The organism is Exiguobacterium sp. FD-YE-25-4, from assembly GCF_057004685.1.
Window position 1 is genome coordinate 1,185,343 of record NZ_CM168041.1, and the last position, 19,605, is coordinate 1,204,947.

Here is a 19,605-nt window from a genome sequence, read left to right on the forward strand (position 1 = left end):
CCAATATGTTTAAATCAGTAGAAGAATTAGTCAGAACGGCAACGGAACGAGGGATTCCAATCTCAGAAGTGATGATCGAGCAAGAAGTGCACGTCAGACGCTCGACGCGTGAAGACGTCGTCGGCATGATGGAACGCAACCTCGAGGTGATGGAAGAAGCGGTTGCGCGGGCACTCGAAGGCGTGACGTCCGTGACGGGGTTGACGGGGAATGACGCCGTGCTCATGACCGACTATATCCGCTCGGGCAAGTCGCTCGCTGGGGATTTGATTTTAGACGCGGTCGCCAAAGCGATCGGGACGAATGAAGTCAACGCGGCGATGGGACGCATCTGTGCGACCCCGACGGCCGGCAGCGCCGGTGTCGTACCGGGTACGTTGTTTGCGGTCAAAGAACGTCTGGAAATGGACCGCGAGGCAATGGTCCGGTACTTGTTCACGTCTGGTGCGTTCGGGTTCGTCGTCGCCAACAACGCCTCGATTTCAGGGGCGGCCGGTGGTTGTCAGGCGGAAGTCGGTTCGGCGACCGGAATGGCCGCGGCGGCCATCGTCGAAGCAGCCGGTGGGACGCCGGAACAATCGGCGACGGCGTTTGCGATCGCCTTGAAGAACATGCTCGGTCTCGTCTGTGACCCGGTGGCGGGTCTCGTCGAAGTGCCGTGTGTCAAACGGAACGCCATGGGTGGAGCGAACGCGATCGTCGCGGCCGATATGGCCCTCGCTGGTATCACGTCTCGCATCCCTTGTGACGAGGTCATCTCGGCGATGCATGAGATCGGCCAGATGATGCCGACCGCCTTGAAAGAGACAGCCCGCGGCGGACTTGCCAATACGCCGACGGCCCGCCGTCTCGAACGAAACATCTTTGGAGAGAAAGAAAATGTCGAGAAGTGAGGCGCTGACGACGCTCAAAGGGGTCGGGCCAGAGATGGCCAAAAAATTAGAGACGATGGGTCTCGAACGAATCGAGGACGTGCTGGAGCACGTCCCGTTTCGTTATGAAAATTATAATAGCGGCACGGTGACGACGGCCATCCACGGCGATCTCGTCAAATGGAGCGGTACCGTCCAAGCGGAACCGCTCGTCCGTTATTACAGTAAAGGCAAGAACCGGCTCCAATTTCGGCTATTGCTCGAGGAACGCTACGTCGTCCACGTGACGATGTTCAACCGGGCGTTCTATAAAGACAAGCTCACGCTCGGCGCCACCGTGACGGTCAAAGGGAAATGGGACATGAACCGGATGACGATCAGCGCGACCGACCTCGAGTTCGGTGAACTGTCGGACGGGCTGCAACCGATTTATTCGCTTCGGGCCGGGTTGACCCAGAAGAACTTCAGCCGGATCGTCAAGCTTGCGTTTGAACAGACGACCTCGTTCGAGGACCGCCTGCCGGAATTGATTCGGCAACGCTATCGTCTCGAGGACCGGGAGGCGATGTTAAAAGGGATGCATTTCCCTGATTCGGTCGAGACGTACAAACAGGCACGCCGCAGTTACGTCTATGAAGAATGTCTGCTCTATCAATTGAAGCTTCAGGCGTTCCGGAAGATGGAACGGTCGGGTAAAGGCCGTGCCCTCACGCTCGATAAGCCTCAATTGAACGAATTCGTCAAACAACTTGCGTTTCCGTTGACCGGGGCGCAGACGCGTGTCATCCGGGAAATCGTCGGGGATTTAGAAGTGCCAGAACGAATGAATCGGTTGCTACAAGGGGATGTCGGGAGCGGAAAGACAGTCGTTGCCGCGATCGCCTTGTATGCGACGGTGAGCGCCGGCTATCAAGGGGCGCTCATGGTCCCGACCGAGATTTTGGCTGAACAGCATCTCGCCTCGCTTCAAGCGCTGTTTGAGCCGTACGGGATTCGAGTCGGTTTATTGACGAGTTCGGTCAAAGGCAAGGCCCGTACTGAGTTGCTTCAGGCCATCAAAGCGGGGGACGTCGATATCATCGTCGGGACGCACGCCTTGATCCAAGGGCCGGTCGAGTTCTCGCGCCTACATTTAGCCATCACCGACGAGCAACACCGGTTCGGAGTCGAACAGCGCAAGATGCTCCGTGACAAGGCGGAGCTCGCCGACGTGCTCTATATGACGGCGACACCGATTCCACGGACGCTCGCCATCAGTGCTTTCGGCGAGATGGACGTTTCGACGATCGATGAGATGCCGGCCGGCCGGAAACCGATCGAGACGTATTGGGCCAAGACCGACCAAATCGATCGGGTCCACGCGATGGTCGACCGTGAACTGACGCTTGGACGCCAAGCTTACGTGATTGCGCCGCTCATCGAGGAATCGGACACGCTCGAGGTCGAGAGTGCGACTGCGCTCTACGACATGTTGCGGGAACGTTTCCCAAACTACGCGGTCGGTCTCATGCACGGAAAACTGTCGAGCACCGAGAAAGATGACGTGATGAAGGCGTTCGCCAGCAATGCCCTCCAAATCCTCGTCTCGACGACGGTTGTCGAGGTCGGCGTGAACGTGCCGAACGCCTCGCTGATCATCATCCATGATGCGGAGCGGTTCGGCTTGGCGCAACTACACCAGTTGCGTGGACGCGTCGGTCGAGGCGCCGACCAATCTTATTGTATATTGGTAGGGGACCCGAAGTCCGATGTCGGCAAACTTCGTTTGAAGACGATGACGGAGACGAACGATGGATTCGTCTTGGCCGAGAAAGACTTGGAATTGCGCGGGGCCGGTGATTTCTTTGGGACGGCCCAAAGCGGTCTTCCGAGCTTCCGCGTCGCCGATCCCGTACTTGATTTAAAAGTGATGGAGGTAGCGATGCAAGACGCGGTTCGTCTGCTCGGCAGCGAGGCGTTTTGGAATGAAGCGACGTATGCGCCGCTCCGTCAATACTTGAAGCGACTCGACTTACTCGTCGGGAGCCGCTTGGAATGAGAAACAACACTTGAAAATACAATCTAAAGAATATATACTGCTATTAGTACCAGGTATTAAGTTCTTTAGCATAGAGTTTAGGAGGGAACTGAATGCGGGTACCTAAGAAAGAGCGGCAACGCTTATTGCAAGAAACGATTGATCGTAACCCGTTCATCAAAGACGAAGAGCTGTCGAAGCAGTTCGCCGTCAGTATTCAAACGATTCGTCTCGATCGGATGGAATTAAAAATTCCGGAAGTGAGAGAACGGATCAAGCATGTTGCTTCAGAACACCTCGATGAAGTGAAGTCGCTCGCCATGAGCGAGGTCATCGGTGATATGATTGACTTGAAGCTCGATGAATCGGCCATCTCGGTTCTCGACATTGAGAGAGAACACGTCTTTAGCCGCAACGAGATCGCCCGGGGACATGTATTGTTCGCCCAGGCCAACTCGTTAGCGGTGGCGCTCATCAATGATGAATTGGCGTTGACCACTAAAGCGGACATCCGCTTCAGTCGCCAAGTCCATCTTGGAGAGCGAGTCGTTGCCAAGGCTCGTGTGATCAAACTGCGTCGGGACGGAAGAACGGACGTCACAGTGGATAGTTATGTCGGCGAAGAGTGTGTCTTTAGCGGAGACTTCACGATTTATCGTCGCGGTGAGGAGGAACAGGCATGAAATTAGCAATTGATGCAATGGGCGGGGATCACGCCCCGAAAGCGATCGTGGAAGGCGTCAAGCAGTTTGCCGACGCATTCCCGAACGAATCGATGGAACTGTTTTTAGTCGGAGATGAGGTCAAACTCGCTTCGTACGGGTTGACCGACCCGCGAATCAAAATCGTTCCAGCGAGCGAAGTCATCACCGGGGACGACGAACCGGTCCGAGCCGTCCGTCGCAAAAAGGACAGCTCACTCGTCGTGGCGGCCAAACTCGTCAAAGACGGAGAGGCCGACGCACTCGTCTCGGCTGGGAATACCGGTGCTCTCATGGCGGCGTCACTGTTCGTCATCGGACGGATCCCAGGAATCGAGCGCCCCGCGTTGTCACCTACGTTCCCTACATATACGGGTAGCGGTGTCGTCATTTTAGACGTCGGGGCCAACCCGGACGCGAAGGCCGAGCACTTGGTCGACTATGCGATCATGGGCTCGCTCTATGCCGAGCACGTTCGCGGCGTCAAACGTCCGCGGGTCGCGCTACTGAACATCGGGACCGAGGCTGGGAAAGGAAACGCCCTCACGAAAGAGGCGTACCCCCTCCTTGAACAAGCCCCGGTCCACTTTGTCGGCAACGTGGAAGCGCGCGAGGCGATGTCCGGTGATGTCGATGTCATCGTCACGGAAGGGTTCGCCGGAAACATCTTGCTCAAAGGTGTCGAAGGTTCGTCGTCGATGCTCATGAAGATGATGAAAGAGCAGTTCACGAGCGATCTCGTCTCGAAGCTCGCCGCTCTCGTCTTAAAACCGAAGTTGAAGCGATTGAAACAAACATTAGATTATCGGGAACACGGTGGGGCCGGCTTGTTCGGAATCAACGCCCCGGTCATTAAAGCACACGGTTCGAGCGACGCGCTCGCCATCATGAGCGCGCTTAAACAGGCGAAAATCATGGTCGATCACGACGTCGTCGCGAAAATCAAACAAGCAAAAGCCACAAACTAATTCAAAGAAGGTGAGTACATGGGGAAAACAGCATGGGTATTTCCGGGACAAGGGTCACAAGCCGTCGGCATGGGCCAAACGTTCCTCGACAATCCTGAACAACTGCAAGCGATCAACCGTCGCCTCGGATTTGATTTACTCGACGCCATGGCGGCAGGATCAAAAGAAGAGCTTCAACGTACAGAAGTGGCCCAACCGGCCATCGTGGCGCATGCGGCATCACTCGCACAAGCTCACGCCAAAACGGGGGCCACTCCAGACTTGGTGATCGGTCACAGCGTCGGAGAATATGCGGCACTCGTCGTCGCCGGCGTCATCGACTTGGAAGAAGCGAGCGTGCTCGTCCACGAACGCGGCAAGCTCATGTCAGAAGTGAAGGATGGGACGATGGCAGCCGTCATCGGTATGACCGATGTCGACGAAGCGTTCCATGTGACGGAGAAAATCAGTGCTAGCGGGAACCTTGTACAAATCGCCAACTACAACTGTCCGGGTCAGTTCGTCATCTCGGGGCATGTCGATGCGGTCAAACAGGCCGAAACAGACTTGAAAGAAGCAGGCGCGAAACGCGTCTTGCCGCTGAACGTCTCAGGGGCGTTCCACAGCTCCTACATGATGCCGGCCGCGACGCGGTTCAAAGATGTGCTCGCTTCTTCGCCGTTCAAACCGGCGGCGATTGGGATCATTTCCAACGTCGATGCGGATATCCATACCGACCCGGAAAAATTGAAAGCACTTCTCACCGAGCAATTGTACGCCTCGGTCCGATTCGAAGCGTGTGTTCGCAAAGCGATCGACGCTGGCGTCGACACGTTCATCGAATTCGGTCCGACGTCACCACTGTCAGGTCTTATCAAACGGATCGATTCGAAAGTGACGATCAAACAGGCGACGACGCTCGAAGAGGTGGCCGCGTTAGGAGGAGAAGTACGTGCATGACCAAGTAGCAATCGTGACAGGCGCATCTCGAGGAATCGGGGCCGCCATCGCGAAGCGTTTAGGGGAGGACGGCTTTCGGGTCGTCGTGAATTACTCGGGTAGTGTTGAGAAAGCGAACGCTGTCGTCAGCGAGATCGAAGCGAACGGTGGCGAGGCCATCGCCGTCAAAGCCGACGTCTCGAACAGTGATGATGTGAAAGCACTCATCAAGACGGCGGTCGACACGTACGGCCGCATCGATTGTCTCGTCAACAATGCAGGCATCACGCGGGATGGTCTGCTTATGCGCATGAAAGAAGCTGACTTTGACGATGTCCTGTCGACAAACTTGAAAGGTGCGTTCTTGACGTCGCAAGCCGCGACGCGGACGCTCTTGAAATCGAAGACGGGACGCATCATCAATATCGCTTCGGTCGTCGGGATCACGGGGAATGCCGGTCAGGCGAACTACGCGGCGGCGAAAGCGGGGCTCATCGGGCTGACGAAGTCGGTCGCGCGTGAACTCGCCGGACGTCACGTGACGGTGAACGCCGTCTGTCCTGGTTTCATCCAGACGGACATGACCGACGCGTTGACAGATGCGCAACGCGAGGCGACGCTCGGTCAAATCCCGTTCAATCGCTTCGGTCAGGTCGAAGATGTGGCGAACCTCGTCTCATTCCTCGCCTCTCACCAAGCGGCTTACGTGACGGGTCAGACGATTGCCGTTGACGGCGGCATGACGATGGCTTAAAATCAGAACTTTACCAATCGAAACACATTTTATATACTTTAATTTGGAGGGATTTTATCATGACAACAGAACAAATCTTAGTAGACGTACAAGCAGCAGTGGCAGAGAAACTCGGGAAAGATGTATCTGAGATCACAGCCGACAAATCATTCAAAGACGACCTCGGTGCGGATTCGCTCGAAGTTATGGAAATGGTCATGGACCTTGAAGACAAATTCGATATCACAATCGAAGATGAAGATGCTGAGAAGCTCGCGACTGTTGGCGACGTCGTCGCTTACATCGAAACTAAATTGTAATCAAGCCTCCCACCGCTCGTCATGAGCGGTGGGCTTGTGCTTATACACGGAGGGAATTATGACAAAGGACAAGCGACGGTTTGACCGTCAAGGGTCGGCGCAACGGCGTCGGCGAAATGAGCTCGAGCGGTCACGGATTCTCGAGCAGTTTAAAGTACTTGAAGAACGGCTGTCGGTTCGATTCACGAACCAAGACCTATTGATGCAAGCGTTCACCCACTCCTCATACGTCAACGAACAACGCGGTCTGAAAAAAGACAATGAGCGCTTAGAGTTTTTAGGCGACGCGGTGCTCGAGTTGACGGTGTCTCGATTTTTGTATGAGACGTATCCGGAGCGCTCCGAGGGGGAATTAACGAAGTTGCGGGCGGCCATCGTCTGTGAGCCGTCACTCGTCAACTTTGCGGAAGCCTATGCTTTCTCTGATTTTATCTTGCTTGGGAAAGGCGAAGAGTTGACCGGCGGACGCAAGCGTCCGGCGCTACTCGCGGATGTGTTCGAGTCATACATCGGCGCGCTCTATCTGGACCAAGGGATTGAACCAGTCGAACAGTTCCTCGCCGAAGCGGTTTTTCCGAAAGTCTTGGCCGGTGTGTTTGAAGAACAGACCGATTATAAGAGTCAGCTCCAAGAAAGCGTCCAGCGAGAAGGTCTCGGGCCTGTCTCGTACACGATTATCGAAGAGCGTGGTCCGGCCCATAGCCGGGAGTTCGTCGCCCATGCCCGTCTGTCAGACGATATCGTCGGCGAAGGCATCGGCCGATCGAAGAAAGAAGCCGAGCAACTCGCGGCGAAAGAAGCGTTGATCGAATTCAACCGGCAGTACGCCGGCCTATAAGAAAAGGAGTGGACCTCAATGGGTCCACTCCTTTTCTGTCATCTCATCACGTCAATTGTCCGAGTTCTTCGACAATCCCATCCACTTCAGAGATCGACAGCGATGAGCGGTTCATCACGTAGTCGTAAATCTCTTTGACGGCCGAGGCGTCGGCACGGTTATATTCTTCCGCTTTGATGGCGCCGCGGTTGATGATGTTCATTTTGTCGAGAATTTCCTCAATCATTTGTTCGTTAGTCATCGGTCGTACCCCTTTCTACAGTTCTTTTTAGAATAGCATGATTCTAGCATTTTGACGAACTGGCAACTGTGGTAAAATAAACAAATGAATGCTTACTGAGGATAGGATGGTCACGATGCACTTAAAACGAATCGAACTCGCTGGCTTTAAATCGTTTGCCAAGCGGATTGAACTGGATTTTCGTCCCGGCGTCACAGCCGTGGTTGGGCCGAACGGGAGCGGAAAATCAAATATATCGGACGCTGTTCGCTGGGTACTCGGTGAGCAGTCGGCCAAATCGCTCCGCGGAGCGAAAATGGAAGACGTCATCTTTGCCGGCAGTGAAGGTGAGAACCATCGCAACGTCGCCGAAGTGACGCTCGTCCTAGACAACACGGACGCCCATTTGCGGTTGCCATATGAAGAAGTCAGTGTGACGCGCCGCGTCACGCGGAGCGGCGACAGCGACTACTTCATGAACAAGAAGCCGTGCCGGCTTAAAGATGTGATCGACCTGTTCATGGATACGGGCCTATCACGCGATGCGTTCGCCATCATCGGGCAAGGACGGGTCGAGCAAGTCATCTCCGGGAAACCGGAAGATCGTCGGGCTGTCATCGAAGAAGCGGCCGGGGTGTTGAAGTACCGGCAGCGTAAAAAACAAGCCGAACGGAAGCTCCAAGACACCGAGTTGAACTTGTCTCGGGTCGATGACATTTTGTATGAACTCGCCGATCGGGTCGAACCGCTCCGAGAGCAGGCCGCGCTCGCACGCGAGTATCAAGTCGCCAAAGCGCGCCACGATGAGCTCGAGACGGGTATTCTCGGCGCCGAGATCACAGAACTTGGTACGGGCATCGCTCGTGTGTCCGAGCAACTGCGGACGGCCGAGACGAATCTCGCCGAGCAAGACGGCGCGTTGACCGCGATTTCAGAAGAGCGGACGACGCTTGAGGCGGCACTCGCCAAAGATCGAGAAACGCTCGACACGCTCCATCAAGAAGAACGGTCTCAAGCGACCGAGCTGGAACGGTTGACAGGTGAGATCAAGCTCGCGAAAGCCCGTGAAGAGCACGGGGCGGAGACGAAAGAACGCCTCGAGCGCCAACGTGTCGAATTGGCCGAAGAGACCGAACAGTTGACGCAGAAGTTGAACGTGGCAAACGCGGATATGGCGTCAAAAGCTGAGGCGTTACATACCGTGGAAGCGGCACGGGCCGAACTTGACGCGCAATTGACGGCGGCGACGCGTGACTTTAACGCAGAAATCGAACAGCTTCAAGGCGAAGCGTTCGAGTTGGCGACGACACGGGCCACGCTGAGCAACCAACAGAAGCGAGAACGGCGCGATATCGAACAAGCGGAAGAAGCGAAAGCTCGTCTGCTTCGTGAAAACAAGGATCGCCTTGACGTGCGGACCGAACAGACGGCATCACTCGAGGCCGAACAAGCTCGTCTCGACGAGGCTCGGGACACGTGGGAGACGCTCATGGCGGAAGAAGCTGATTTGACCGAACGGGAAGCGACGCTTCGAGACAAATTGTCGCGGGCCGAGCAGTCGTACCACGACCTTGACCGCCGGCGTCAGAAGACCGAGGACCGGATCGAATTGCTCGAACGGATGAAGCAGTCGTACGAAGGCTATTTCCATGCGGTCAAATTTGTCTTGAAAGAACGGGGGCCGGGCGTGCTCGGTGCCGTCGCAGAATTGATTCGCGTTCTCCCGTCCTATGAGGCCGCCATCGAGACGGCGCTCGGTCAGACGCAACAACATATCGTCGTCGAGACGGAAGAGGTCGGACGCCGAGAGATTGAACGATTACGGAAAGCAAGTGCCGGACGAGCCACGTTCGTACCGATGACGAGCGTAAAGGAACGTTACGTCCCGAGTGAAGTCGCACACCGTCTCGAATCAGTCGACGGATTCGTCGGCATCGCCGCCGACCTCGTCGAGACGGACCCGGCCTACGAGAAATTGAAACGGTCGCTCCTCGGCGCCGTGATTGTGGCCAATTCCCTCGAGGTGGCCAACCGGATCGCCAAGACGACGGGGTATCGCTATCGCATCGTCACGCTCGAAGGGGATATCGTCAACGTTGGCGGTTCGATGACCGGGGGTAGCCGGAAGCAAGGTGTCGCCTTGTTCACCCAGTCCCGTGAACTCGATGATTTGAAGCAAGGATTGACGCAAGGGTTGGCCATGCTTCACGAGCAACAGTTGCGGGTGTCGACGTACACCGATGAGATGTCCCGACTGCGTGCGTCGCTCCAGACGCTCAGGCTCAAGAAGCGCGAGGCCGAAGAGACGCTCCGTTCGACGGAACAGGCGTTTAGAAACTTGGAACGGGTGTCGCAAGACGCCAAAGCGCAACTCGAACTGTTCGACCATGAGATGGCGCGTTACGCCCAAACAATCGCATCCGCCACAAATGAGTTGACAAGGCTCGCCGAAGAACTCGAGGCGACTGATGCATTGCAAGCCTCGATTCGGACCGAACTCGAGGCGCTCCGCGGCGAGCAAGCCAAAGGCGCCGAGACGACGGGACAACTTCAGACAGCCATTCGTCAAAATGAACTCGATCGTCAACGCAATATGCTCGACCTCGACCGCGTCCGCGCAGAAGTCGAGCGGCTCGAGGCCGAGGTCGCTAAACAGACGTCCCGTCTCGGACAGATCGAGCGTGAGCTCGAACATGTGGCAAGCGGCCGGGTCGTCTCGTCTGCCGAGCTCGAGCTCGAGCACGTCGAGGCGGTCAAACAGATGGACGGATTGAAAGAGCGGATGGCGTTGCATACGAAACAGCTCCACGCCGAAGAAGAGTCGTATCGCATCCTCAGACAGCGTGAACAACAGGCGTCGGACGTGCGTCGTCGGGTCGAGGCGGATGTCCGCAAGCTCGAGACCGAGGCGAACGAGCTCGAGTTGAAGCGGAAGTGGAAACTCGACGCGCTCGAGGAACGAGGGCTCGTCCTCGATTTGCTTCCGACCCTCACGATACCGCTCGATGAGGCGAAAGAAGAGTTCAAACTGCTCGTTCGTCAAATCGAAGAAATCGGACCGGTCAACTTGAACGCGATCGAGGAGTTCGACCTCGTCAATGAACGCTTCATGTTCTTGTCCGAGCAACGGGACGACCTCGTCAGCGCCAAAGAGGATTTATACGACATCATCACCGAGATGGACCGTGAAGTGACGCGCTTGTTCAAAGAGACGTACACGCTCGTTCGTGGTCACTTTAAACAGACGTTCAACGAGCTGTTCGGCGGGGGGGAGGCCGATTTGAAACTAGTCGACGAGTCCGACCTGCTCAACACGGGCATCGAGATCGTCGCCAAACCGCCCGGGAAGAAGTTGCAGACGCTCAGTCTGTTATCCGGCGGAGAGCGGGCCTTGACGGCGATCGCGCTTCTGTTCGCCATCCTGAAAACGAGACCCGTCCCGTTCTGTGTGCTCGATGAAGTCGAGGCGGCTCTCGACGAGGCGAACGTCCATCGGTTCGGGGAATATATCCGGACGCTCTCAATCGATACACAATTCGTCATCATCACCCACCGTAAAGGGACGATGGAGGCGGCGGACACGCTCTACGGCGTGACGATGCAACAAAACGGTGTCTCCGAGGTGCTTTCGGTCGAACTATCCGAAGCGAAGCGCGTCGTCGAGACGGAACAAGAGATGGAGGAATTAAGTTGAGTTTTTTTAAGAAGTTAAAAGATAAATTGACGACCTCGACACAAGAGGTGTCGCAAAAGTTTACCGACGGATTGACGAAGACACGAGACGGATTTGCCAGTGCCGTCAACGACCTCGTCTATCGGTTCCGCGAAGTCGATGAGGATTTCTTCGATGAACTCGAGGATTTGCTCATCCAAGCGGATGTCGGCGTGACGACGACGATGGACCTCGTCGAAGATTTGAAAGAAGAAGTGAAACGTCGCAATTTGAAAGACCCGGTCGCTGTCCGTGACGCCCTCGTCGAAGTCGTGGCGAACCGTCTCCAAGAAGACGAGGCGGATCGTGAGTTGAACATGCAGGACGGATTGACGGTCATCTTGTTCGTCGGCGTCAATGGTGTCGGCAAAACGACGACGATCGGCAAACTCGCCCATCAATTGAAGTCGGAAGGGCGTTCGGTCATGCTCGCGGCAGGCGACACGTTCCGGGCCGGTGCCATCGATCAGCTCCAAGTCTGGGGCGAACGCGTCGGAGTCCCGGTCATCCGTCAAGCCGAAGGATCGGACCCGGCCGCGGTCGTGTTCGACGCTGTGCAGGCAGCGAAATCACGCGGCGTCGACGTCTTGATCTGTGACACGGCCGGACGTTTGCAAAACAAGGTCAACTTGATGAAAGAGCTCGAGAAAGTGAAGCGCGTCATCGAACGTGAAGTACCGAACGGGCCGCACGAGGTATTGCTCGCGTTAGATGCCACAACGGGACAAAACGCGATGGTTCAAGCGAAAGCGTTCAAAGAAGCGACGAACGTGAGCGGGATCGTCCTCACGAAGCTCGACGGGACGGCTAAAGGGGGGATCGTGCTCGCGATTCGAAACGAGCTCGATATCCCGGTCAAATATGTCGGTCTCGGTGAGAAAGTTGATGATTTACAGGCGTTCGACCCGGAACAGTTCGTGTACGGATTATTCGGGGACATCTTCGAAGAAAAACAACAGACAAACGATGACCTCGCCTAACTTTCACTGTTAAGAAAAAAACTTGACAAGAGGTGGGGACGGCTGTACTATTGGTAGTTGTAAAGGGATTTCACTTAACATGTGGAGGTGGAGGTCATGTCGCTCGAAAAGACGAATCGAATGAACTATCTGTTCGATTTTTATCAAGCGCTTCTCACACCGAAACAGCGCAACTATATGTCTCTTTATTACCTAGATGACTACTCGCTCGGAGAGATTGCGGAAGAGTTTGAAGTCAGCCGTCAAGCGGTCTACGATAACATAAAGCGTACCGAAGCGATGCTTGAGCAGTATGAGGAGAAGTTGGCCTTGTTCGAGAAATTCGAACAGCGGCAACGACTGCTTCAAACGCTCAAACGTCAAGTCGAGCACTCGCCCGATTTGACGGAAACGATTTCGGCGCTTGAGAATTTAGAGTAGGGGGCTGAAGCATGGCATTTGAAGGATTATCCGAACGGTTGCAATCGACACTGGCGAAAATGCGGGGGAAAGGTAAAATTTCCGAAGCAGATGTCAAAGAGATGATGAGAGAAGTTCGTCTCGCTCTCCTTGAAGCCGATGTCAACTTCAAAGTGGTCAAACAGTTCGTCAACGACGTGAAAGAACGGGCCATCGGCCAAGACGTCATGAAATCGTTGACACCTGGCCAACAAGTTGTCAAAATCGTTCATGAAGAGCTAACGAACTTGATGGGAAGCGACGTCGTCCCAATCACATTTAACCCAAAACCACCGACAGTCGTCATGATGGTCGGGTTACAAGGTGCGGGGAAAACGACGACGACCGGTAAGCTCGCGAATTTGATTCGCAAAAAGCATAACCGGAGTCCACTTCTCGTCGCGGCAGATATTTATCGGCCTGCGGCCATCAAACAGCTCGAGACACTCGGCAAGCAGCTCGATTTACCGGTGTTCTCACTTGGCGACCAAGTGAAGCCGGAAGAAATCGTCACGAAAGCGCTCGAGTACGCCAAAACCAATCATCACGATTTCGTGTTGATCGATACGGCCGGTCGACTTCATATTGACGAGACGCTCATGGGCGAGCTCGAAAACGTGAAGACGATTGCCAAACCAAATGAAATCTTCCTCGTCGTCGATGCGATGACGGGTCAAGATGCGGTCAACGTGGCCGATAGCTTCAATGAGAAACTCGGAATCACCGGCGTCGTGCTCACGAAGCTCGACGGTGACACACGTGGTGGGGCAGCCCTTTCAATCAAGGCAGTCACGGGAGCGCCGATTAAGTTCGTCGGTCTCGGTGAAAAGTTGGATGCCCTCGAACCTTTCCACCCGGAACGCATGGCGTCACGGATTCTTGGAATGGGTGACGTGCTCACGCTCATTGAAAAAGCCGAGTCACAGATGGACCAAGATGCCGCGAAAGAGCTTGAAAGCAAAATTCGCGACGCATCGTTCACGTTCGATGATTTTATCGAGCAATTGGGTCAAGTGAAAAACATGGGCCCGATTGATGAATTGCTCTCGATGTTACCTGGTGCAGGTAAGATGAAAGGGTTGAAGAACGTCCAAATCGACGAGAAGCAACTCGATCATGTCGAGGCGATCATTCGCTCGATGACAAAGTATGAGCGCTCCAATCCTGAAGTGCTCAACGCGAGTCGTCGCAAGCGGATCGCAAAAGGGAGCGGTCGCTCCATCCAGGAAGTGAACCGTCTCATCAAACAGTTCGATGACATGAAGAAGCTCATGAAGCAGATGTCAGGACAAATGAAAGGGAAGAAAAAAGGTCTCGGCCTTCCATTCTTCTAAGAAAACTTTTGTCAGTCGGACAAAAAAGCAGTATACTATTAAAGTTGTCAATTCTTAAACACATGATGGAGGTATATTACCATGGCAGTTAAAATTCGTCTCAAGCGCATGGGCGCAAACAAATCACCTTTCTACCGGATCGTTGTAGCTGATTCACGTTCACCACGTGATGGCCGCTTCATCGAGCAACTCGGTCACTACAACCCGGTTGCAAAACCAGAAGCAGAAGTTCGCATCAACGAAGAACTCGCTCTCAAATGGTTGGCAGACGGCGCGAAGCCATCTGACACAGTACGTAACTTGTTCTCTAAAGCAGGGATCATGGAGAAATTCCACAACGCGAAAAACGCGAAGTAAGGATGTGGCCGACCTTTTATGAGGTCGGCCCATTTTTGTGAGGAGGCATAACAATGGAATGGTTATACGTAGGTAAGATCGCCAACACCCATGGCTTAAAAGGAGAATTGAAGTTGCTCGCCGCGACCGATTTTCCGGCGGAGCGCTTCAAGAAGGGCGAGACGCTCTATTTAGACATCGACGGCAAGAAAGTTCCGTTCGAAGTGACGACGTATCGTCCACACAAGCAGTTCCATCTCGTCACGTTCAAAGGACTCGAGAACATCAATCTCGTCGAGAAATATAAAGGGATGAAGCTATACGTCCACGTCGAGCACGTCCACGAGTTGCCGGAACATGAGTTTTATTACCATGAGATTATCGGCTGTGAGGCTGTCGTCGATGGTGAGGTCATCGGAGTCGTCGATGACATCTTCGAGACCGGCGCGAACGACGTCTGGGTCATCAAACGTCCTGGCAAGTCGGATGCGCTCATCCCGTACATCGAATCGGTCGTGAGCGACATCGATGTCGAGGCGAAACGTGTCGTCATCACCCCGATTCCGGGAATGATCGACGATGAAGATTGATGTCTTAACCTTATTCCCTGAGATGTTCGCCCCGCTCGATCATTCGATCGTCGGACGGGCGCGCACGCTCGGTCACGTCGAGATGGCGTTCACGAACTTCCGTGACTTCTCGACGAACAAGCACCACAAAGTCGACGATTATCCGTACGGGGGCGGGGCAGGCATGCTTCTCACCCCGCAACCGATCTTTGACGCCTTTGACGCGATCGCGAAGACGCGTCCCCGTGTCATCGTCACGACACCGACCGGACGCCGTTTTGACCAACGAATGGCAGAAGAGTGGGCGTCCGAGGAACACCTCATCTTTTTGTGCGGTCATTATGAAGGGTTCGACCAACGGATCCATGACGAGCTCGCGACGGACGAGGTGTCAATCGGCGATTTCGTCATGACCGGCGGTGAGCTCGCGGCGATGGTCATGATCGATGCGACGGTGCGGCTCATCCCGGAAGTGCTCGGCGATCAAGCGAGCCACGAGGACGACTCGTTTTCGACGGGACTCCTCGAATACCCGCACTACACGCGTCCAGCCGACTTCCGGGGCCTCAAGGTACCGGACGTCCTCTTGTCGGGCAATCATGCCAACATCGAGACGTGGCGCCGTGAACGGTCACTTGAACGCACGTATCGACGGCGGCCGGAACTGCTCGAGCAAATCGACCTGTCGAAGGCGGATAAAAAATTCATTGAATCGTTGCGCGATTGACCAAATTATGCTATGTTTGAGCATGTGGGTTAACCCCCACCGATTACCGATGTTCCGCTGTTGGATGCTTGGGCAGATGAAGATATGAACATTGAAGAAAAAGGAGAACAATTCATGAACACACAAAAACTGTTCCGTGAAATCACAGAAGAACAATTCAAATCGGACGTACCTGCTTTCCGTCCTGGTGACACAGTACGTGTCCACGTTAAAGTCGTAGAGGGAACGCGTGAGCGTATCCAGATCTTCGAAGGCGTTGTCATTAAGCGTAAAGGTGGCGGCATCAGCGAAACATTCACAGTCCGTAAGATCTCTTACGGCGTAGGTGTTGAGCGTGCATTCCCGCTTCACTCACCGCGTGTCGCGCAAATCGAAGTCGTTCGTTACGGTAAAGTCCGTCGTGCGAAACTCTACTACCTCCGCAACCTTCGCGGTAAAGCAGCACGTATTAAAGAAATCCGTCGTTAAGATGGGGATTAAGCTTGTCGCTTGCGACAAGCTTCTTTTTTTCTAGTACAATAAGTTCAAACGGACAGAGGAGTGAGGCAAGTTGAAAGAAGTGTTCAGTTGGCTTAAGGCGATCGTCGTGGCGCTCGTCATCGCGTTCGTGATCCGGACGTTCATCTTTGTACCTGTCATCGTCGAGGGAGAGTCAATGATGCCGACGCTCCAAAATGCCGATCGCATGATCGTCAGCAAAATTTCGAACTACGTCGGTGAGCTCGATCGGGGCGATATTATCGTCTTCCACGCGACGGAATCAAAAGACTATATCAAACGCGTCATCGCCATTCCTGGCGACACGCTCGAATATCGGGACGATACGCTTTACTTGAACGGCGAAGCGGTCGAAGAACCGTATTTAGAGGATTTCCAGGCCCAGATGAACGGCTTTCCTCTTACCGAAAACTTCACGCTCGAACAAGTGACGGGCGAAACAGTCGTCCCGGAAGGTTCGTACTTCGTGATGGGTGACAATCGACAAAACTCGAAAGACAGCCGTGAAATCGGCTTTGTCCCGAAAGAGGACGTCGTCGGCAAAACGAACTTCGTGTTCTGGCCGCTCGGCGATTTCGGGACCGTACAAGAATAAGGTGGTGTTTTTTTGGCAATTCAATGGTTCCCTGGCCACATGGCCAAGGCACGAAGACAAGTAACAGAAAAGTTAAAGCTCATCGATGTCGTCATCGAACTCGTCGATGCACGCGTCCCACAATCAAGCCGTAACCCGATGGTCGATGAGATCACAGAAGGCAAACCGCGTCTCATCGTCTTGAATAAAGCCGATATGGCCGATCCCGTCGTCACCGACGCCTGGCTCCGCGCCTTGAAGCGTGACGACGTCGAGGTCGTCGCCGTCGACGCGAAACATAGCAAAGGCTTGAAGCAGCTCATGTCGGGCGCCGAGAAGCTCATGCAAGAAAAGCATGACCGCATGCGTGAGAAAGGCCGGAATCCCGGTCCGATCCGCGCCCTCATCATCGGCATCCCGAACGTCGGGAAATCGACGCTCATCAACCGCCTCGCTGGACGCAATATCGCTGTCACTGGCGACCGTCCGGGTGTCACGAAGCGTCAGCAATGGATCAAGATGAAGGGCGGCGAGATGGAATTGCTCGATACGCCGGGGATTCTGTGGCCGAAGTTTGAGGACCAGATGGTCGGTTATCGCTTGGCGGCGACCGGTGCCATCAAGGACGATATTTTGAACCTTGATGATATCGCGCTCTATGCGGCCCGTGAGCTATCGGCCCGCTATCCGGAACAGGTGAAAGAGCGATTCAAAATCGATCAACTGCCGGAAGACGCCGTCGAACTGCTCGAATTGATCGGGAAGAAACGTGGACTCGTCAGCGGCGGCTACGTCGATTTCGAGAAGGCGAGCGAATTACTATTGAACGAACTACGTCATGAGAAAATCGGACGGGTCTCTCTTGAGACACCGGCCGACCATGAGATGGCGTGAAGTCCTGTGCAAACAGGGCTTTTTTGAATAGGAGGAACAGCATGACGATTCAAGCGATTAAACAACGGCTACAGACGGTCCGATATGAAGAGTGGGAAGCAGTCCGGGCCGAACTGAAGGATGACCCGCGCGCAGGCGTCCAGACGTTGCTCAGGCAGCGTGAGCGCCAGTTCAAGGTCGAACGTGAGCGCCAGGACGATTATGCGGCCCGGAGCGTGTTCGAGGACGAGTTGAAGGCAAACGGCTATGTCCGCATCGGTGGCGTCGATGAGGTCGGTCGAGGACCGCTCGCCGGTCCGGTCGTCGCCGCGGCCGTGATCTTGCCGGAAGGATTTTATCATCCGGGCTTGAACGACTCGAAACTGATGTCGCCATCAGCACGTGAAGTCGCGTATCGGGCGCTCATGGACGAGGCCATGGTCGGCGTCGGCATCGTCGACGCCGACGTGATTGACCGCGTCAACATTTACGAGGCGACGAAACTCGCGATGATGGAGGCGGTCCGGCAACTCGGTGAAGTCGATGCGCTCTTGATTGACGCGATGACGCTCGAGCTCGACGTCCCGCAACAATCGCTCATCAAAGGCGACGCCCGGAGCGTATCGATCGCGGCGGCGAGCGTCGTCGCCAAAGTCGTCCGTGACAACATGATGGAAGACTACGCCGTCCTCTATCCCGGCTACGGTTTCGAACAGAACGCCGGTTACGGGACGAAAGCGCACTTGGCCGGACTAGCGGAACAGGGGATCACGCCAATCCACCGAAAATCGTTCGCGCCGATTAAACATATGTAGGAGGGGTCATCATGCGGATCGATCATCAAGGCGTCATGCCGTTCAAAGTCACGGAACAGAATTCGAGGCAACTGCTCATCGGCAATACGGTCGTCGGTCGGGTGCTCCAGCTGCTGCCAGGCGGCGAGGCGGTCATGCAACTGCCGCAAGGCTTGTTCCGGGTCGGGGTGAACGCTGACGTCAAAGAGAATGTCACGTACAAGATGGTCGTCACCGAGCTCGAACCGAAACTCGTCTTGAAAGTCGTGCCGCAACAAGCAGAAGCCCTTGCGCAAGCAGCACGGTCCCCGCTCGCCCTTTTAAGTTCGGAACTCGGACGGCTCGCCCGTCAGCCGCTCGACACGCCTGAATCGCTTCAGGCGCAAGGGCGTCAACTGCTCGAGAGCGGAGCCGGGTCGGATGTGAAGCAACTCATCGGCGAGTTGTTCAAAGCGAAAGGGGACCCGAAGTTCGAGCAGTTCGTCCGGGCTCAGGAGACGTTCAATGCCCTTCAGACGCCGCCATACGTCGCCCAAGCATTTCACATACCGCAATTAGGACCGTTTGAACAAGTCCGATTCCGCCTCGAGGCGCCGAAGGGCGAGATGATTGACGCCGACCACGCACGCATCGTCCTATTTTTGGAGACACCGAAGTTTGGAGAGACGGGTATCGATTTGCTCGTCCAAAAGCGACACGTCTCGATCAAAGTGTTCAATGAACGGCACGATTTGAGCCCGTTCGTCAACGCTTATGAGCCGTCGCTCAGCAAGGCGCTTGAAGCGAGCGGCTATGAACTGTCACGCTTCTCGTTCGAAGAAAAGCGGGAATCCGTGCCAGACACGTTCGCCCCGCTCGGAAAGGTGGATCAACGCATATGACGGACCGTAAGCAAGCGATCGCCTTGTCCTACGAGCAATCGATGGATTCACCGCGTGTCGTCGCCAAAGGGGGCGGACTCGTCGCCGAGCGCATGCTCGCGCTCGCGCAGGAGAACGGGGTCCCGATCCATGAGGACCCGGCGCTATTGTCACTATTGTCCGCTTTACAGATTGAGGAGCATATTCCGGACGACCTTTATCAGGTCATCGCCGAGCTTTTCGTGTTTCTTTATCAGATGGAACAAGGAAAAATCGAAGATGTCTAGGGGTAGATGTGAAAAAAAGATGAAAACTTAAAGCAA

General features: G+C 55.0%; 22 protein-coding genes. 21 read left to right on the forward strand and 1 reads right to left on the reverse strand.

Going from position 1 to position 19,605, the window contains the following annotated elements; genetic code table 11:
• Positions 1–5 precede the first annotated feature (5 nt).
• The 8 genes from sdaAA to rnc all read left to right on the forward strand — a co-directional run bounded on the left by sdaAA (position 6) and on the right by rnc (position 7,367).
• Positions 6–893, forward strand: a complete 888-nt coding sequence (sdaAA, locus tag AC13H5_RS06095) for an L-serine ammonia-lyase, iron-sulfur-dependent, subunit alpha (RefSeq protein ID WP_034777145.1) — start codon at positions 6–8, stop codon at positions 891–893.
• Positions 880–2,910, forward strand: a complete 2,031-nt coding sequence (recG, locus tag AC13H5_RS06100; protein WP_034777146.1) for an ATP-dependent DNA helicase RecG — start codon at positions 880–882, stop codon at positions 2,908–2,910. Before sdaAA ends, recG begins: the two co-directional genes overlap by 14 nt.
• Before the next feature lie 92 nt (positions 2,911–3,002).
• Positions 3,003–3,572 (forward strand): transcription factor FapR, encoded by a 570-nt coding sequence (gene fapR, locus AC13H5_RS06105; protein WP_021067087.1) that lies wholly within the window; start codon positions 3,003–3,005, stop codon positions 3,570–3,572.
• Entirely contained in the window at positions 3,569–4,558 is a 990-nt protein-coding gene (gene plsX, locus AC13H5_RS06110; RefSeq protein WP_034777147.1) for a phosphate acyltransferase PlsX, read from the forward strand. Before fapR ends, plsX begins: the two co-directional genes overlap by 4 nt.
• An 18-nt stretch (positions 4,559–4,576) precedes the next feature.
• Positions 4,577–5,497: an ACP S-malonyltransferase gene (fabD, locus tag AC13H5_RS06115; protein ID WP_214752694.1), complete on the forward strand. Its 921-nt coding sequence runs from the start codon at positions 4,577–4,579 to the stop codon at positions 5,495–5,497.
• Complete coding sequence (gene fabG / locus AC13H5_RS06120; protein ID WP_214752696.1) at positions 5,490–6,230, forward strand: 3-oxoacyl-[acyl-carrier-protein] reductase; 741 nt, start codon at positions 5,490–5,492, stop codon at positions 6,228–6,230. Before fabD ends, fabG begins: the two co-directional genes overlap by 8 nt.
• A 59-nt stretch (positions 6,231–6,289) precedes the next feature.
• Positions 6,290–6,529: an acyl carrier protein gene (acpP, locus tag AC13H5_RS06125; protein ID WP_021067091.1), complete on the forward strand. Its 240-nt coding sequence runs from the start codon at positions 6,290–6,292 to the stop codon at positions 6,527–6,529.
• A 58-nt stretch (positions 6,530–6,587) separates the two neighbouring features.
• Complete coding sequence (rnc, locus tag AC13H5_RS06130; RefSeq protein WP_138859619.1) at positions 6,588–7,367, forward strand: ribonuclease III; 780 nt, start codon at positions 6,588–6,590, stop codon at positions 7,365–7,367.
• Positions 7,368–7,413: 46 nt separating this feature from the next.
• On the opposite strand, the gene AC13H5_RS06135 is transcribed toward rnc, so the two are convergent.
• On the reverse strand, positions 7,414–7,608 hold the full coding sequence (locus tag AC13H5_RS06135; protein ID WP_021067093.1) for a DUF1128 family protein: 195 nt from the start codon (positions 7,606–7,608) through the stop codon (positions 7,414–7,416).
• Between the two features lie 115 nt (positions 7,609–7,723).
• On the opposite strand from AC13H5_RS06135, the gene smc reads away from it, so the two are divergent.
• From smc to AC13H5_RS06200, 13 genes are all read left to right on the forward strand, one after another.
• On the forward strand, positions 7,724–11,281 hold the full coding sequence (gene smc, locus AC13H5_RS06140) for a chromosome segregation protein SMC (RefSeq protein ID WP_483546472.1): 3,558 nt from the start codon (positions 7,724–7,726) through the stop codon (positions 11,279–11,281).
• Complete coding sequence (gene ftsY / locus AC13H5_RS06145; RefSeq protein WP_034777152.1) at positions 11,278–12,279, forward strand: signal recognition particle-docking protein FtsY; 1,002 nt, start codon at positions 11,278–11,280, stop codon at positions 12,277–12,279. The genes smc and ftsY overlap by 4 nt, the downstream gene beginning before the upstream one ends.
• A gap of 96 nt (positions 12,280–12,375) precedes the next feature.
• Positions 12,376–12,699, forward strand: a complete 324-nt coding sequence (locus AC13H5_RS06150) for a putative DNA-binding protein (protein WP_214823250.1) — start codon at positions 12,376–12,378, stop codon at positions 12,697–12,699.
• A gap of 11 nt (positions 12,700–12,710) precedes the next feature.
• Positions 12,711–14,051 (forward strand): signal recognition particle protein, encoded by a 1,341-nt coding sequence (gene ffh / locus AC13H5_RS06155; RefSeq protein WP_214823249.1) that lies wholly within the window; start codon positions 12,711–12,713, stop codon positions 14,049–14,051.
• An 81-nt stretch (positions 14,052–14,132) separates the two neighbouring features.
• Positions 14,133–14,408, forward strand: a complete 276-nt coding sequence (gene rpsP / locus AC13H5_RS06160; RefSeq protein WP_021067098.1) for a 30S ribosomal protein S16 — start codon at positions 14,133–14,135, stop codon at positions 14,406–14,408.
• Positions 14,409–14,461: 53 nt separating this feature from the next.
• Entirely contained in the window at positions 14,462–14,977 is a 516-nt protein-coding gene (gene rimM / locus AC13H5_RS06165; RefSeq protein ID WP_034777158.1) for a ribosome maturation factor RimM, read from the forward strand.
• Positions 14,967–15,683, forward strand: a complete 717-nt coding sequence (gene trmD / locus AC13H5_RS06170) for a tRNA (guanosine(37)-N1)-methyltransferase TrmD (protein ID WP_214707443.1) — start codon at positions 14,967–14,969, stop codon at positions 15,681–15,683. Before rimM ends, trmD begins: the two co-directional genes overlap by 11 nt.
• Positions 15,684–15,797: 114 nt before the next feature.
• On the forward strand, positions 15,798–16,151 hold the full coding sequence (gene rplS, locus AC13H5_RS06175; protein WP_015881369.1) for a 50S ribosomal protein L19: 354 nt from the start codon (positions 15,798–15,800) through the stop codon (positions 16,149–16,151).
• Between the two features lie 82 nt (positions 16,152–16,233).
• Positions 16,234–16,776: a signal peptidase I gene (lepB, locus tag AC13H5_RS06180; protein WP_034777162.1), complete on the forward strand. Its 543-nt coding sequence runs from the start codon at positions 16,234–16,236 to the stop codon at positions 16,774–16,776.
• A 12-nt stretch (positions 16,777–16,788) separates the two neighbouring features.
• Positions 16,789–17,649 (forward strand): ribosome biogenesis GTPase YlqF, encoded by an 861-nt coding sequence (gene ylqF, locus AC13H5_RS06185; RefSeq protein ID WP_034777164.1) that lies wholly within the window; start codon positions 16,789–16,791, stop codon positions 17,647–17,649.
• Positions 17,650–17,690: 41 nt separating this feature from the next.
• Complete coding sequence (locus AC13H5_RS06190; RefSeq protein ID WP_034777166.1) at positions 17,691–18,443, forward strand: ribonuclease HII; 753 nt, start codon at positions 17,691–17,693, stop codon at positions 18,441–18,443.
• Positions 18,444–18,454: 11 nt separating this feature from the next.
• Complete coding sequence (locus tag AC13H5_RS06195; protein WP_215190220.1) at positions 18,455–19,303, forward strand: hypothetical protein; 849 nt, start codon at positions 18,455–18,457, stop codon at positions 19,301–19,303.
• Entirely contained in the window at positions 19,300–19,569 is a 270-nt protein-coding gene (locus tag AC13H5_RS06200; RefSeq protein WP_034777170.1) for an EscU/YscU/HrcU family type III secretion system export apparatus switch protein, read from the forward strand. Before AC13H5_RS06195 ends, AC13H5_RS06200 begins: the two co-directional genes overlap by 4 nt.
• The last annotated feature ends 36 nt before the right edge of the window (positions 19,570–19,605 follow it).